The sequence below is a fragment of the Polaribacter batillariae genome, from assembly GCF_017498485.1.
In the GTDB taxonomy this organism is placed as follows: Bacteria; Bacteroidota; Bacteroidia; order Flavobacteriales; family Flavobacteriaceae; genus Polaribacter; species Polaribacter batillariae.
In genome coordinates this window covers 175,675-190,583 of record NZ_CP071795.1, presented here as the reverse complement: position 1 = coordinate 190,583, position 14,909 = coordinate 175,675, and the positions used below count along the sequence as shown (strand labels likewise).

General features: G+C 30.1%; 11 protein-coding genes. 3 read left to right on the top strand and 8 right to left on the bottom strand.

The features are described from left to right. Positions 1 to 86: 86 nt before the first annotated feature. The 5 genes from JL193_RS00805 to JL193_RS00785 form a co-directional block, all read right to left on the bottom strand. Positions 87 to 1,313 carry a M14 family metallopeptidase gene (locus tag JL193_RS00805; RefSeq protein ID WP_207972036.1) on the bottom strand — a complete coding sequence of 409 codons (1,227 nt, stop codon included), beginning with the start codon at positions 1,311 to 1,313 and terminating at the stop codon, positions 87 to 89. A gap of 244 nt (positions 1,314 to 1,557) precedes the next feature. Beyond that, positions 1,558 to 2,754, bottom strand: coding sequence for an IS256 family transposase (locus JL193_RS00800; RefSeq protein WP_207970621.1), 1,197 nt, complete (start codon positions 2,752 to 2,754; stop codon positions 1,558 to 1,560). 150 nt (positions 2,755 to 2,904) lie between these two features. Then, positions 2,905 to 4,278 (bottom strand): SusD/RagB family nutrient-binding outer membrane lipoprotein, encoded by a 1,374-nt coding sequence (locus JL193_RS00795; RefSeq protein ID WP_207972035.1) that lies wholly within the window; start codon positions 4,276 to 4,278, stop codon positions 2,905 to 2,907. 11 nt (positions 4,279 to 4,289) lie between these two features. Continuing rightward, the gene (locus JL193_RS00790) at positions 4,290 to 7,826 is read right to left on the bottom strand and encodes a SusC/RagA family TonB-linked outer membrane protein (protein WP_207972034.1); all 3,537 of its coding nucleotides are present in this window, start codon (positions 7,824 to 7,826) and stop codon (positions 4,290 to 4,292) included. A gap of 164 nt (positions 7,827 to 7,990) precedes the next feature. Then, positions 7,991 to 9,106 carry a FecR family protein gene (locus JL193_RS00785; protein ID WP_207972033.1) on the bottom strand — a complete coding sequence of 372 codons (1,116 nt, stop codon included), beginning with the start codon at positions 9,104 to 9,106 and terminating at the stop codon, positions 7,991 to 7,993. A gap of 110 nt (positions 9,107 to 9,216) precedes the next feature. Here JL193_RS00785 and JL193_RS17335 point away from each other — a divergent pair, with 110 nt between their 5' ends. The 3 genes from JL193_RS17335 (at position 9,217) to JL193_RS00770 (ending at position 10,499) form a co-directional block, all read left to right on the top strand. Then, positions 9,217 to 9,498, top strand: coding sequence for an RNA polymerase sigma factor (locus JL193_RS17335; RefSeq protein WP_207972032.1), 282 nt, complete (start codon positions 9,217 to 9,219; stop codon positions 9,496 to 9,498). Continuing rightward, positions 9,453 to 9,761, top strand: a complete 309-nt coding sequence (locus JL193_RS17420) for a sigma-70 family RNA polymerase sigma factor (protein ID WP_207973350.1) — start codon at positions 9,453 to 9,455, stop codon at positions 9,759 to 9,761. Before JL193_RS17335 ends, JL193_RS17420 begins: the two co-directional genes overlap by 46 nt. Before the next feature lie 102 nt (positions 9,762 to 9,863). Beyond that, positions 9,864 to 10,499 (top strand): DUF937 domain-containing protein, encoded by a 636-nt coding sequence (locus JL193_RS00770; RefSeq protein ID WP_207972031.1) that lies wholly within the window; start codon positions 9,864 to 9,866, stop codon positions 10,497 to 10,499. Positions 10,500 to 11,088: 589 nt separating this feature from the next. Here the strand turns inward: JL193_RS00770 and bshA are convergent. The 3 genes from bshA to JL193_RS00755 all read right to left on the bottom strand — a co-directional run bounded on the left by bshA (position 11,089) and on the right by JL193_RS00755 (position 14,708). Then, positions 11,089 to 12,228, bottom strand: a complete 1,140-nt coding sequence (bshA, locus tag JL193_RS00765) for an N-acetyl-alpha-D-glucosaminyl L-malate synthase BshA (RefSeq protein WP_207972030.1) — start codon at positions 12,226 to 12,228, stop codon at positions 11,089 to 11,091. Positions 12,229 to 12,447: 219 nt separating this feature from the next. Further along, positions 12,448 to 13,293, bottom strand: coding sequence for a transketolase (locus JL193_RS00760; protein ID WP_207972029.1), 846 nt, complete (start codon positions 13,291 to 13,293; stop codon positions 12,448 to 12,450). Between the two features lie 230 nt (positions 13,294 to 13,523). Then, on the bottom strand, positions 13,524 to 14,708 hold the full coding sequence (locus tag JL193_RS00755) for an asparagine synthetase B (protein WP_207973349.1): 1,185 nt from the start codon (positions 14,706 to 14,708) through the stop codon (positions 13,524 to 13,526). Between the last annotated feature and the right edge of the window lie 201 nt (positions 14,709 to 14,909).

The window sequence follows — 14,909 nt, the reverse complement described above, 5'->3', positions numbered from 1 at the left end:
TAATTTGTTTAAAATTATTAAGAGGTTGAAAGGTAAAAAAAATATTTTTGATTATTGTACTTCCGAAAAGGTAAAGATTTAAAAGTTTAATTTTTTACTAGTATTTTCATCATTTCTTCTGCAGTAACTTTACCTATTAATTGTATTTTGTCTTTAGGAGTTGCATCCCCAATTTCATAAGTGATGCCTGTGGCATTATGACCATATAAAAACCAACCTTTAGATACGGGTTTGGTACTATTACCAGCAGCCTCGTTTACTTTATAGTTAGGCATATTGTTTTCAAGTGCCGTAAACCAATCGTTAATAAAATTAGGAAGCGTAGTACCTTCTCTAGTTTTATTGGTATAAAAAACATCTTCGTAAGTAGAATGAAAGTCTAACCCTAATATTAATTTAGCATTGTTTTTTCTTGAGGTTTTAGTAATGTAGTTTACAGTTTGTTTTATTTCTGGTTGATTATAAACAGACCAATCTCTATTCGTATCTACACCACCTGCATTATGGCGCCAATGTCCAAGATCTACACCATCTGGATTCATTATAGGAAAAGCGAGTACGCGATATTTTTTTAAGAAATTATTTGAAAGTTTAGAGTTATTTAAAATGGTTTTTAAGAACTCTTGAAAGGCAAAATAACCTGTAACTTCTGGTGGGTGTTGGCGTGTTAATAATACAATAATGTCTTTGTTTTTTTTGTTTCCTTTATAAATATCTAAAACAGGTAAATCGCGTCCTAATATTGATTTACCAAAATTACTAAAGTGTACATAATCTTCTTTTCCTTTAATTAAGTTTGTGTACCAAGCTTTAACATCTGAAGATGAATTTATTTCTTGAGCAGCTACTGTTAAAGGAGTTTTACTTAAGTTAAGTTTTATTGTTACAATACTATCTTTTTTAAAGATGTGTGTAGAATCTAACTGTACCCAATTTTTGTCTTCTTTAATTTTAGGAATGTACCTGTGTTTGTAACCTTTTGGATATTGAAATGTAAAATAAAAGGGTTTGGCTGTTTTCGACCAAACTTTAAATGCGTAATAAGCACTATTGTTAATAGGCATATTTTCTGGATTTATTACAAGAATAGCAGTACTATCATTCGCTTTTTTTAGACCGTTTAAACGTGCACCATCAAATTCGTTACTTGCGTAAATACCTACATCATCTAGAGTATAGGTTTGTTTGTTTTGAGCTAATAAAGGTTTTGTTGTTGTGTCTATAGGTGTTTTAAACGTTACGCTTTTGGTTGTTTTACAACTGGCAATAAAGAAAAGTAGAATAACTATAAAAAGTTGATATGAAGTTCTCATAATTTTTTAATTATTGAATCGTTATTTTATTAAATTTGAAGGATAAGTTATATAAAACATTGATAGGTGTTTTTTAATTTACGTTCTATATTAAAATCTTAAAAAAAAGAGTAAATAAATTGCCTTAAAATATTAGGGGTTATTTTTGTAAATTATGCTTCAAAAATAACCCCTAATTTAAATTAACTCAAAAATGACACTTTCCCGCAAAGTGTGTAAGTTAAAAATTACAGGATTAAATTTTTCATAGTTTAATCCTGTTTTCAAATATAGCCAAAAATTGGTTAAGAATGATACCCCAATTTCTAATAGGCAATGTCCATTTTTTTGTTGATTCTCTCAAAGCTAAAAATACGGATTTAATTACAGCATCATCTGTTGGATATGAGAGTTTGTTTTTAGTGTATTTTCTAATTTTCCCATTTAAGTTTTCTATCAAATTTGTGGTATAAATAATGGTTCTGATTTCTAATGGGAAATCGAAGAAAACAGTGAGTTCATCCCAATTGTTTTCCCATGATTTAATGGCATAAGAATATTTAGAGTTCCATTTATTTTTAAAGTCTTCTAAGGCTGCTTTTGCTGCTTCTTTTGTAGGAGCTGTATAGATTTGCTTCATATCTCTTGTAAAGGCTTTTTTATCTTTCCAGACTACATATTTACAAGAGTTTCTGATTTGATGAACCACACATATTTGTGTTACTGAATTGGGAAAAATAGTTTTAATGGTGTCTGTAAATCCGTTTAAATTATCAGTTGCTGTAATTAAAATGTCTTGTGTTCCTCTGGCTTTTATGTCGGTTAAAACGCTCATCCAAAAAGAGGAAGATTCGTTTTTTCCTAACCAAAGTCCTAAAACTTCTTTTTTACCATCTACTCTAAGACCAACAGCAATGTAAATTGTTTTATTGATGACTTTGGAGTTTTCACGAACCTTAAAAACGATGCCATCCATCCATACAATCAGATAAGTAGCTTCTAAAGGTCTATTTTTCCAAGCAATAATGTCAGCTGTAATTTTATCTGTGATTCTAGAAATGGCTGAACTAGAGATGTTATAATCATACAATTCTCGTATTTGTTCTTCGATATCTGTAGTACTCATTCCTTTGGCATATAAAGAAATAATCAGGTTTTCAACTCCATCTGCAGTACTTTCTCGCTTTTTAATAAGCATTGGATTGAAAGTAGCATCGCGATCTCTTGGAACTTTTATTTTAGTTTCTCCTAAATGCGTCTTTATTGTTTTGGTTCCATAGCCATTTCGTGAATTAGGATTGTTGCTTTTTTGATGCTTATCGTAATCTAAATGCGCATCTAATTCGCCTTCTAAAATCTTTTCTACACCACGTTTGTGCAGTTGTTCTATAAAACTGGTTAGTTCTGAACCTGTTTTAAATTGTTTTAAAAATTCTTCGTTTAATAAATCTTCTGGTTTCATAATAAAAGTGTGTTTATAAATTTAGTGATTATTTAATCGTAAAGTTATTTCCGAAATTTTTCCTCATGGAGCAATTTAATGATTGCTCTAGAAAAATTTCAGAATAACTTTACTTACACACTTTTTGGTTTAGTACCTCAAAAATTTTTTTTATTGATTTACTTGCGTTTTTACAAATATATCTGTTACGTTAGGAACGTTTTCACCGTTAGTATTTAACTCATCAAAAGGATATAAAAAACGCTCTGGATGTTGCGTACCTGTATTGAAAGGAATAGCAACCTGTATAGATATTGGATCTTTTTTCGTTCTTCTTAAGTCGTTAAAAGCTATAATTTGTACAAAGAAAGACGCGTAACGTTCTTCAATAATTTCTCTTAACAAAGCATCTTCTTTTGATAATGCCCCGTCAAAGTTTTCTATACCACCAGCTAAGAAGTCAGCTTCAACATAGTTATCATAAACACTTGCACTTACGGGAAAGTAAACTCCGTTTCGTAAGTTTGCTCTATGCTCATTTAATCTTGCTAATGCTGTATTAAAATTACTAGAATTTGAACGAATAAGTGCTTCAGCCCATGTTAATAAATTTTCTTCTAAAGTAATTAAACTAGTTGGAGCATTTGCAGCTGCAATGCCATTTAAATTAATAACATTTCCATTGTAATAATAGGCTGCTCTATCAACTTCATTGGTTTTAATGTTATTTCTGCTACTGGTACCAGAACCAATTAATTTTATTAAATAAGAGTTTTGCACAGTAGCATCTGGACTAAATGTAGAACTTACTTTTAATTCGTTTAATAAATTTGTTCCTCTAAATTTCATAGATTCTGAAGCCCTAGAAATACCATTTTGGGCTGCAGCAATAGCATTTGAGTAATCTCTATTTTCTAAAAACAACCTTGCTTTTAGTGTATAAGCTGTTTTAATCCAGCTATTAGCGTTACCATTAAAATAGCTATCTTGGTTTACACCTCCTGTTGTTTTGGCATTTTGTAGGTCTAAAATAGCCTCATCTAACAAACTTTGAAGGTTATTATAGATTTCTATTTGATTGTCGTACCCAGGTGGTGTTCCTTCTAAATTAGCAGCTTCTGTATAAGGTACATCACCAAATATACTAGCTGCTGTGCCTATAGCATGGGCTTCTATTACTTTAGATGCGCCATAAAAGAAGTCTTTATTTGCAACTGGAATACCACTTCTTAATATACGAGATTGTTTTACTACCCCAACATATATATTTCTCCAGGGTGTATCTGAATCGGTATTTGGATATTGATATTCTTGTATGAAACTTAACCTACCATCACCTACAAAATAACCTGAGACTACATTACTAGAAAAATTTAAATAACCTGCTTGTACAGCTGTGTTTGCCAATATCATTCCATTGAACAGTGCTTCTCCACTTGTTTCACTTATTTTGTTAGGGTCTATATTAATTTTTTCTAATTCTTCACTACAAGAAAATAAGCTAAAAATAATTAGTAGTGCAAAACTAATTTTATATGTTTTCATGATTTAAAATTTTAAAAAGTTAAATTTAAATTAAACAAGTAAGATTTTGTAGTAGGATTCGTGTAATAATCTAATCCTCTAGAGTTTCCTACACCAGCAAAGTTTTTGTCTGGATCGTTGCCAATTACGTCTGTCCATAGAATAAGGTTTCTACCTGTAATACCAATACTTGCCGATGACAAGTTTAGTTTTTCTAAAACAGTTTTACCAAAATTATAGGTTAAAGCTACTTCTCTTAAACGTGTCCAGGTAGCATCTTGCAACCAAAGTTCACTAAAGCCTCTAGAATTTGCTCCTGGTCCATCGTACCATTGCTCCTCTAAAAGTACTGGTCCAGCACCAAAATCGTATAAGTTACCACGAACAACATCTCCAGCAGCATAAAAATTACCTTTAATATCTACAACGCCACCTGTAGGAATTGTTACCTTATTTCCTGTTTCTTCAGATAAACCATATCTTGAGTTTATTTGTCTAGTAATATCGTAGAAATCGCCACCTTGTGAGTGTTCTACTAAGACGTTTAAAGATACATTTTTATAAGCTACATTAAAGCCAAGAGCACCTGTCCAATCTGGATTAGGGTCTCCAATTATATCGTATTCTGGCGTACCTAAAGGAAAACCATTAGCATCTAAAACAATACTTCCGTCTGCGTTTCTTGGTAGTTTTCCTCCAAAAATAGCCCCCATTTGATATCCTTCAGAAGCAACAGAATCTCCAATACCAAAACCTGTTAAAAACTGAATACCACCTCCCGCTAAATTTGTTACTTTATTTTTATTAGTTGCAAAGTTTCCGTAAGGAGAAAAACTCCAGTTTTCATTATTTCTTAATAATTTAGCGTTAAACTCAAATTCAAAACCACGATTGGTCATTGTTGCTCCATTAGTATAACGTTCATCAAATCCAAGACTAGGAATATTTTGAAGTTCTAATAAAATATCTTTTACCTCATTACTATAATATGTAAAGCTAGTTGATAGAGAACTATTAAAGAAACGCATTTCTAGTCCTCCTTCAATTTCTGTTTTTATTTCTGGTTTTAAGTTAGGGTCTCCTGCTTGATTATCTAATCTAAAACCTCCTCCTTCTTCAATAGAGTTTATTGATCCAGCAGTACCTGAGCTGTATCCAAAATCTCCTTCAAAATAAGTTCTAGTTTCATAAGCTCTTGGTTGAATACCTACTTTACCCCAGCTTAATCTTACTTTTGCAAAATTCATAAAACTATCTTCAGGATAAAAATCTGCATTAGATATCTGCCACGCAGCACTAGCAGAGGGGTAGAAGAATGCATCATCTATAGTTGATGCTAATTCTACAGTGCCAGATAAATCTACATATAATTGATCAAACAAGCCAAAGTTTGCTGTCGAATATGTTCTGTAAGACTTTATGTGTCTTTTAAAGTTTTCTGAACCTGTTGTTGTAGCATTTACTAAATTGAAAAGATCTTGATTTGCTATAAATCCATCTCCGTAAACTGTATTTCTAGAAAATTTTCTATCATTTACGTTCCACCCTAAAATAAAGGTAGAGGTAATTTTTTCTGACAATTTATTATCGTATTTTACAATAGCATCAAAGTTTAATTCTGTTTCAGAAATATCATCAATAACCAAACTACCATTTAACCTAGAAACTGGAGGAGTAGTAGTTCTCGAAGAACCAATAGGATATAAATAACTTCTATTATCGTTATAAGTATCTATACCTCCTCTAAGTTTTATATTTAAACCTTCTGTTGGAAACAAATCTAAATCGGCAGAATAAATATGTCTGTTTACTATATTTGGTGCTTGTTGTTTATTGGTTGTCCATAATGGGTTATTATATCTAGGTCTGTTGCTTTGCCCTATAGCATTTCTATATGAACGATGCCTTCCAATGGTTTCTGCACCGTTAGCATCTATGTAAGTTCCTGTATAGTCTGAAATATCAAAGTCTGCTGGTGTTCTGTATAGTCCTAGTAATAAACCTGCTGTGTTAGAATTTTGTTGTATTCTGTTAGCACTAACTCTTGCATACTTTCCTTTAAGTTTTAAATGAATAAAATCATTAAATTTTCTATTACTACTAATGTTAATGGTATGTCTTTTATAGTCGTTATTTCTAATAACCCCTTTATGATCCGTATTTCCTAAACTAAAAAAGATAGTGCTTTTATCATCTCCTCCGCTAATGCTTAAAGATTGTTCTAATAAAACACCCGTACCAAAAACTTTATTAAAATTACTATCTACAAAGGTTTCTTTAGAGTTTTTACCACCATGCGGATTTGAAGCTGTACCATTTGCTACAGGATAATATGTTTTACCTGTTTGATCACCAATAAAATAACCACCCGTTGTAATAAAATTGTCCATACCTCCTGCTCTTGCGGCTATTTCGTCTCCCCACGATTGTAATTCTGTACCAGATCTATATCTGCCTGCTTGTCCTTGCCCATAGTTAGATTGTAATTTTTGTGTTTGACTTACTTCATCAATAGCAACAGTATTTTTAAAAGATATTTTAAACCCTTTTTTACCTGATTTAGTTGTAATAATTACCACCCCATTAGATGCTCTAGACCCCCATAAAGCGGCAGCAGAAGCACCTTTTAATACTTGTAAAGTTTCAATATCGTTAGGATTGATATCGTTTAAACGAGATTGTTGTGATGTACCATTACCTGTATTAGAACTTCCTCCTCCAGAATTATTGCTATTACTAATAGGAATACCATCTACAATAATAAGAGGTTGAGTGCTTCCTGTAATTGTATTTGCCCCTCTAATTCTAATATTAGAACCTGCACCAGGGTCACCAGTACTTCTAGTGATATTTACACCTGCCATTTTGCCTTGCATACTGTTAGCTAAATTAGTTTCTCCAGATCTAGTTAAGGCTTCAGATTTAACGCTAGATACAGCACTACCTAATTTATCTGTTTTTACCTCAAAACCAAGTGCACTAACAATTACAACTTCATCTAAACTTTCTGAATCTTCTTCTAAAGTTACATTAAATTGAGTTTTATTTTTAATTTCGAGTTCTTTGTTTTTAAAACCTAAGTAGCTAAAAACTAAAATGGCATTTTCATTATCTACAGAAATGCTATATTCTCCATTAAAATCAGTTACTGTACCTTTAGTAGTACCTTTTACTTGGATACTCACTCCAGGAAGGGGCACACCAGTATTATCTGAAACTACTCCTTTTATAATCTTAGACTGATTACTATTTTTTGTATCTAAAGAGTATGTTTTTTTCTTTAAAACAATTTGTTTTTCAACAATTTCATAAACTATCTCTGTGTTTTTAAACAATTTATTTAAAACTACTTTAGTTGGTTCATTAACTACTTCTAAAGATATTTTTTTGTTTAAATTAACATTACTTTCTCTGTATAAAAATTTATAATCTGTTTGATTTTTAATTTCATTTAAAGCTTGCTTAATGGTAACATTTTGTAGATGAAACGTTATTTTTTTTTGAGAATACCCTTCATTTGAAAAGATTTGTACAATTGAAAATAAAATGAATAGTAAAGAAATTTTCATTTTTAAATTGCTTTTAGTGAAACTATTTGTTTTCTTTTTTAAAAAACAAAAGAGCGGATTTTTTTTCATAATTTTGAAATGTTTTGGTAATTAAATTGATTTAGTTTGATGGCCTTAATTCTTGAGGAAATGTTGCCGCATTTCCTCTTTTTTTTTCATATTTTTTAATTTATAGTTATTTTATTTTTATTTATGGTGTATTTAAAATTATAGCTTACAGACAAAGCTTTAAAAATAGTTTCTATATTTTCTACATCAAATTCTCCTGTAAAGCGAACTTTCTTTAGCTTTTTATGGTTATTTACAATTTCTACATCGTAAGTTCTTTCTATCTTAAAAACTAATTTTTCAAAAGAAACATTATTAAAAATTATCTTTTTATTAATCCACGAAGTATAATCTAAAGTGTTTACTTTTTTAGAAGTAAAAGCTGTCGATTTTTTTTGAAAAGAAGCCTGGAAACTTGGTTTTAATAATATTGAATCGTTATTATTTATATCTTTAACATTTACAGAACCCTCAACCAATGTGGTATTTATAATATCATCGTTTTTATAGGAAGAAATATTAAATTTTGTTCCAAGCACTTCTACTTTAATTTCATTGGCATGTACCAAAAATGGTTTCTTTTTGTTAGACTTAACTTCAAAAAAAGCTTCACCATCTAACGTTACATTTCTAGTTTTAGAGGAACTAATAAAATATTTTGGATATTTTAGTTTACTATCTGCATTTAACCAAACTACTGTACTATCTGATAAAATAAGTTTAAAAACCTGACCTTTAGGCACTTTTATCTCATTATATACTAAAACTTCTTCTTTAGGTTTACGATTAAAATAAGAAATTTGTTCTTGCTCTTGTTGAAGTAATTTTTGGGATCCGTCTTCTAAAGTTAAAACAATTTCTTTTGCTTTTTTTTCTGATTGAGATATTTTTTTTGTTGTAGGTTTTTCTATGTTCTGATTATTAAAAAGAGTATTCGTAAAATAAAATATAGAAGCACAAACAACAATTATTGCTGCGTATTTATAAAATTCAGATAATTTTACGAACTTTTTCTTTTTGGGGCTAGTTTTATTTATTTGTTCTAAAAACTCTTTAAATGCCTTATCAGAATTAATTTTTTTAAAATTATTTGTATTCTCTAACAAGTATAAAGTAATATTTTCTTTAAATATTTTTTTGTTTTCGTAACTTTCTAGAACCCAATCTTGTAACTTCTTTTTCTCTAAAGAAGTTGCTTTGTTTTGTAGATATTTGTTAATTATCGATTTCATAATTTTTATAAGGTCTTATATAATAACTATGCAAAAAAACAAAGAAACCCCTATGTATTTTTTATTTTTTATTATCTTTCGGTCAAATTAATTTAATTACCACGTTTAAAATGTCTGTAGAAAAAGAACTTTCTAAATATCTTAAAGAAGGTGATTTAAATGCTTACAATACTTTATTTAAAACGCATTATAACAAATTGTATGGTTATGCTTTTAAATTATGTAACAACAGTTATCAAGCAAAAGACATCGTTCAAGAAACATTTATTAAACTATGGTTGAATAAAGAAAAAATAAAAACAGAATTATCTATCAGTAATTATTTACTAAAAATTTGTCATAATGAATTTTTAATTCATTTAAGATCCAAAAAAAAGAAGAGGCTTTTTTAGAACAAATAAAAATAGAAACTGCTTTCGAGATTTTTACTTTTGATGAAGAAGAATTATCAAAAGAAGAAGAGGTAAAGAAAATGGTTAATAAGTTGTCAACAAAATGTAAAGAAGCTTTTGTTTTAAGTAAATATGAAAATATGAAATACAAAGCGATCGCATTAAAGATGGGTATTTCTGTAAAAACTGTTGAAAATCATATTTCAAAGGCTTATGCAGAGTTAAGAAAAAATTTACACTATTTAAAATTATTTTTTTTCTAAAAAAAATGAATTTTAAAAATCAGTTAAAAATTGGTGTGACTTTATTTGTATATTGTGTCAAATTTTTAGAAAACATTCATATTAATTATTAAAAACATAAAAATGGCAGGTATTTTAGACTTATTAAATAGCGATTTAGGGAAACAAATTGTTTCTGGTGTAGCAGGTTCTACAGGTAATGACTCGAACAAAACAAATAGTGTTTTAACAATGGCACTACCCGTTTTAATGAAAGCAATGGAAAGAAATGCTTCTACACCACAAGGTGCAGAGGGGTTAATGGGGGCTTTATCTAACAAACACGATGGTAGTATTTTAGACAATCTTGGTAGCTTGTTTCGTGGTGGTGTTGATGAAACTGTAAAACAAGATGGAGCTGGAATTTTAGGACATGTTTTAGGAAGTAAACAACAAGGTGTAGAAAAAGTAATTAGTCAAAAATCTGGTTTAGATGCTGGTTCTGTTGCAAATATATTAAAAGTTGCAGCACCAATTTTAATGGGTATTTTAGGAAAACAAAAAAGAGAACAAAATGTAAAAGATACTAGTGACTTAGGAAGTTTATTAGGTGGTATGTTAGGTGGAAATGAAACTAAAAACGAACAAAGTTTCCTAGAAAAAATATTAGATGCAGATGGTGATGGAAGTGTTATTGATGATGTTGCTGGAATGGTTTTAGGAGGAAGTAATAAAAAAGGCGGACTTGGAGGTTTACTAGGTGGTCTTTTTGGAAAATAAAAAATACATTTTCTAATATAAAAGAGGTTATCACAAAAGTAAATTCAACTGTCGTTTTTAGCATTACTAAAATTAAAATATATTTTGATTTGAAAGCAGCTAACGAAGTTATCGAAAAATCTAAAATACTGAAATTCAATAAATAAGATTTCTCCATTACAGTCGAAATGATAAATTTTAATACTTTAGAGACAACCTCTTTTATTTGATTTTTATGCCATTTATGTTTTGAATTTACTCATAATGATGATACTTGTTATGCGGTTTGAAATAAAGAATTTCTTGAAATCAATGATCCTTATATAAGAAACCTCGAGAAATTCTTTAGATTAAAAATATTCAAAAATGTTAGATCGAGTGATTTTGAGGTACAAAAAATGGCATCGAGAACGGTTTAAAAGCTTAAATTTTTATTCTCGATACAAATTATATTCATTTCCATCGTAAAAATCACTCGAATTGACAGAATTTTATCAAAATAAAAAGCAGATAATGATTTCTCTCCTCAACAAAAGATTAAGACATTAGCTACGCGCCTTTTTATTTTGAAGTGGTAAGTGATAAAAAAGGGGGTTTGTTGTAAAGGGTATTAACTACTTACTTTGCTTTTAAAGCAAGATTTGTAAATTTCTTCGTAAACAGGAAGAATATTTTCTAACGAGAATTGTTTGGTGTGGTTTTTAGCTTTTTGTTTAAATCTTTCTAAAACAGCATCGTCTTTTAATATTAAAATTGCATTTTTAGCCATATCTTTTACATCTCCTAAATTACTTAAATACCCCGTTTTTCCATGAATATTAACTTCTGGCAAACCCCCAGTATTTGTAGAAATTACTGCTGTACTTGCTGCCATGGCTTCTAAAGCTGCCAAACCAAAACTCTCTGTTTGAGAGGGTAATAAAAATATATCTGTATAGCATAAAATTTTATCTACTTCTGTACTATTTCCTAAAAAGAAAACATCGTCGGCAATTTTTAATTCTCGTGCTAATTTTTTTGCTTTTATTTTCTCTGGTCCTTCGCCAATCATTAACAATTTAGATGGAATTTCTTTTCTAACTTCACTAAAAATTTTAACAACATCTTCTACTCTTTTTACAGGTCTAAAATTACTAATGTGTGTTAAAATTCTTTCATTGGGTTTTGCCAATGCAATTCTCTTACATTCTTCTTTATGTGCATTATCGTACTTTTCTGTATCGATAAAATTATAAACAACCTCTATATTTTTGGTAATGTTAAATAACTTATTGGTGGTTTCTTTTAGGTTATTAGAAACTGCGGTTACCACATCCGAATTATTAATACTAAATTCTACTGCTGTTTTATAGGTTGGGTGACTTCCTACCAGAGTAATATCTGTTCCATGCAGTGTGGTTACCACTCTTATATCTAATCCTTTTTCTTTTAACATTTGCTTTGCCATAAAAGCGGCATAAGCATGCGGTATTGCATAATGTACATGCAAAACTTCTAGATTGTATTTTCTAACAACTTCTACCATTTTACTGGATAAAGCTAATTCGTAAGGCTGATATTCAAAAAGAGGATATTCTTCAATTAAAACTTGATGAAAATGCAATTTATGAGAAAGAAAATCTAAACGAACTGGTTGGTTGTACGTAATAAAGTGTACTTCGTGTCCTTTATTTGCTAATGCCATTCCTAATTCTGTAGCTACTACTCCACTTCCACCAAATGTTGGGTAACAAACAATACCTATTTTCATATATAATATCGAAAGATTAAAATTTTAAAAAAAATCAATATAAAAAATTGAATTTTTGAAATTAGTTTATTTGTTGTAAATATAAAGCTAATCTTACAGTTGAAATCAAAATAAAAACATAAAAAAAAGAGCTTTTCATCGGTTTGAAAAACTCTTTGATAATTCATCTATTCTTTCCCATAAAAATTCCTTTTTTTTGGAAAGGCTAAAATGGGCTTTTTAATAATCTCCTAACGTTACTGGGTTTTGAGCCAAAGCACTTTCTAACTGCTCGTCGTTTGGTGCTTTTCCATGCCAAGCATGTGTGTGCATCATAAAATCTACACCATTTCCCATTTCTGTGTGCAATAAAATGCATATTGGTTTTCCTTTGCCTGTTAAAGCTTTTGCTTCTGCTAAACCAGCTAAAATAGCTTCAATATCATTCCCTTTTTCTACTTCTAAAACATCCCAACCAAAAGCTTCAAATTTTGCTTTGATGCTTCCCATTGGTAATACATCATCAGTAGCACCATCAATTTGTTTTCCGTTTAAATCTATTGTTGCTATTAAATTATCAACTTTTTTTGCAGATGCATACATAATTGCTTCCCAGTTTTGCCCTTCTTGCAATTCTCCATCACCATGTAAGCTATAAATTAATTTATCGTCTTTATTTAACTTTTTAGCTTCTGCGGCGCCTAAAGCGACAGACATTCCTTGTCCTAAAGAACCCGATGCAATTCTTACTCCTGGTAATTCTTCGTGAGTGGTTGGGTGCCCTTGTAAGCGAGAGTCTAGCAACCTAAATGTTGCTAATTCTTCTACTGGAAAAAAACCACTTCGTGCCAAAACACTATAATAAACAGGGGAAATATGCCCATTAGACAAAAAGAATAAATCTTCGTTTTTACCATCCATAGTAAAGTCTGTAGAATACTCCATTACCTCTTGGTATAAACAGGTAAAAAATTCTGCACAACCTAAAGAGCCTCCTGGATGCCCAGAATTAACCTTGTGTACCATTCTTAATATATCTCTACGAACTTGTTGTGTAAAATCTTGTAATTGTTGTGTTGTTGACATTTTTTGATTTTAATTTTATCGAAACAAAAATACAAAAGTGAATGTATTTGTATGGTTTTTATAGAATATTTATTGAAGTTTTATTAACAGTTATATTTTATAACTGTCATTTCGACCTTGTGGAGAAATCTGTTAATTAGATATAGGTGGCTTTAATTATAGTTCGTGCTACTTAAAGTAATTAGATTTTTCGACTACATTACATTTCGCTAAAAATAACAATAAATAGGTTACGTTTTTTGCTTCTTTTTTTTGGCTGCAGGAAACAAAACATTGTTTAAAATTAAACGATAACCTGGTGAGGTTGGATGCAGATCTAACTCTGTTTTTGGGTCGCCAACTCTATGGGTATAGTCTTCTGGATCATGACCTCCATAAAAGGTAAACATTCCTTTTCCTTTGGTTCCATGGATATAACGTGCTTCTCTATTTACTTTATTTTCTCCTAAAACCAATACATTACTTTTTACGGTATTTCTATCGAAAGAAGTGGTTTGCCCCATAAAACCTTTTACTAAAACTGTATGATTTTGTGTTAACATGGTTGGTATTGGATCCCATTTTGCCGAAAATTCTACCAAAGAAAAATAATCGGATGTTTTTGGTATTTTACGTTTTCGAGTCATATCTATGGTCGAAAATTCGTATGTTGTTGGATTTCGAATTAATTCGAAATTTTTAAAGGCGAATGTTTTATTAAAATTAATTTTTGATTGATAATTGGGGGTTGTAGCATCTCCATCGAACATGGCTTCTACAATGTCTATACCTTCTGCAGATAATGCAATATCGAAACTATCGGTTGCAGAACACATGGCAAACATAAATCCTCCTCCAATAACATAATCTCTAATTTTTTTGGCAACTGCTAATTTTTCTTGAGAAACTTTAGTAAAACCTAATTCTTTTGCTAATTTTTCGGCGCTCTGTTTGCCTTCTATATACCAAGGTGCAGTTCTAAAAGATCCATAAAAGCGACCATATTGTCCTGTAAAATCTTCGTGATGCAAATGCAACCATTCGTAAATTAATAATTTATCTTCTAAAACTTCTTTGTCGTAAATTACATCGAAAGGAATTTCTGCATAGGTTAACACCATGGTTACAGCATCGTCCCAAGGCATTTTGTCTTTTGGAGAATAAACTGCAATTTTTGGAGCTTTTTCTAAAGTTACAGCATCTTGATTGGAACTAGGAGCAGCAATTTGTTGCAAGATAATTTGTGCTTTTGCATCAGAAATTACTTGATAAGAAACGCCTCGAATTTTGCATTCGTTTTCTACAATTTTATTGTTTTCTATTAAAAATGCACCTCCATCGTAATTTAATAACCATTTCGATTTTAAACCTGCTTCTAAAGAAAAATATACGATTCCGTATGCTTTTAAATGGTTTTTTTGATTATCGTTACTCATTGGAAGATATATAAAAGATGCCCAAGTTGAGGTTGAGATTAAGAGAAATGTAAGTATTTGTATGTGTTTTTTCAAATTTAAATATCTATTGGGATTATTAATTTTTGTAGGATTTTGTCTTGTATCAAAAACATCTGTAATTAAAAGACCTTCTTTTATTGGTTTGTAGATAATTTTATAATTCCCACTAACAAGATATCT

Bases quoted from the DNA above. Each gene is read 5' to 3' on its own strand.
- JL193_RS00805 (WP_207972036.1), bottom strand. From the start codon at position 1,313: ATGAGAACTTCATATCAACTTTTTATAGTTATTCTACTTTTCTTTATT.
- JL193_RS00800 (WP_207970621.1), bottom strand. From the start codon at position 2,754: ATGAAACCAGAAGATTTATTAAACGAAGAATTTTTAAAACAATTTAAA.
- JL193_RS00795 (WP_207972035.1), bottom strand. From the start codon at position 4,278: ATGAAAACATATAAAATTAGTTTTGCACTACTAATTATTTTTAGCTTA.
- JL193_RS00790 (WP_207972034.1), bottom strand. From the start codon at position 7,826: ATGAAAATTTCTTTACTATTCATTTTATTTTCAATTGTACAAATCTTT.
- JL193_RS00785 (WP_207972033.1), bottom strand. From the start codon at position 9,106: ATGAAATCGATAATTAACAAATATCTACAAAACAAAGCAACTTCTTTA.
- JL193_RS17335 (WP_207972032.1), top strand. From the start codon at position 9,217: ATGTCTGTAGAAAAAGAACTTTCTAAATATCTTAAAGAAGGTGATTTA.
- JL193_RS00770 (WP_207972031.1), top strand. From the start codon at position 9,864: ATGGCAGGTATTTTAGACTTATTAAATAGCGATTTAGGGAAACAAATT.
- bshA (WP_207972030.1), bottom strand. From the start codon at position 12,228: ATGAAAATAGGTATTGTTTGTTACCCAACATTTGGTGGAAGTGGAGTA.
- JL193_RS00760 (WP_207972029.1), bottom strand. From the start codon at position 13,293: ATGTCAACAACACAACAATTACAAGATTTTACACAACAAGTTCGTAGA.
- JL193_RS00755 (WP_207973349.1), bottom strand. From the start codon at position 14,708: ATGAGTAACGATAATCAAAAAAACCATTTAAAAGCATACGGAATCGTA.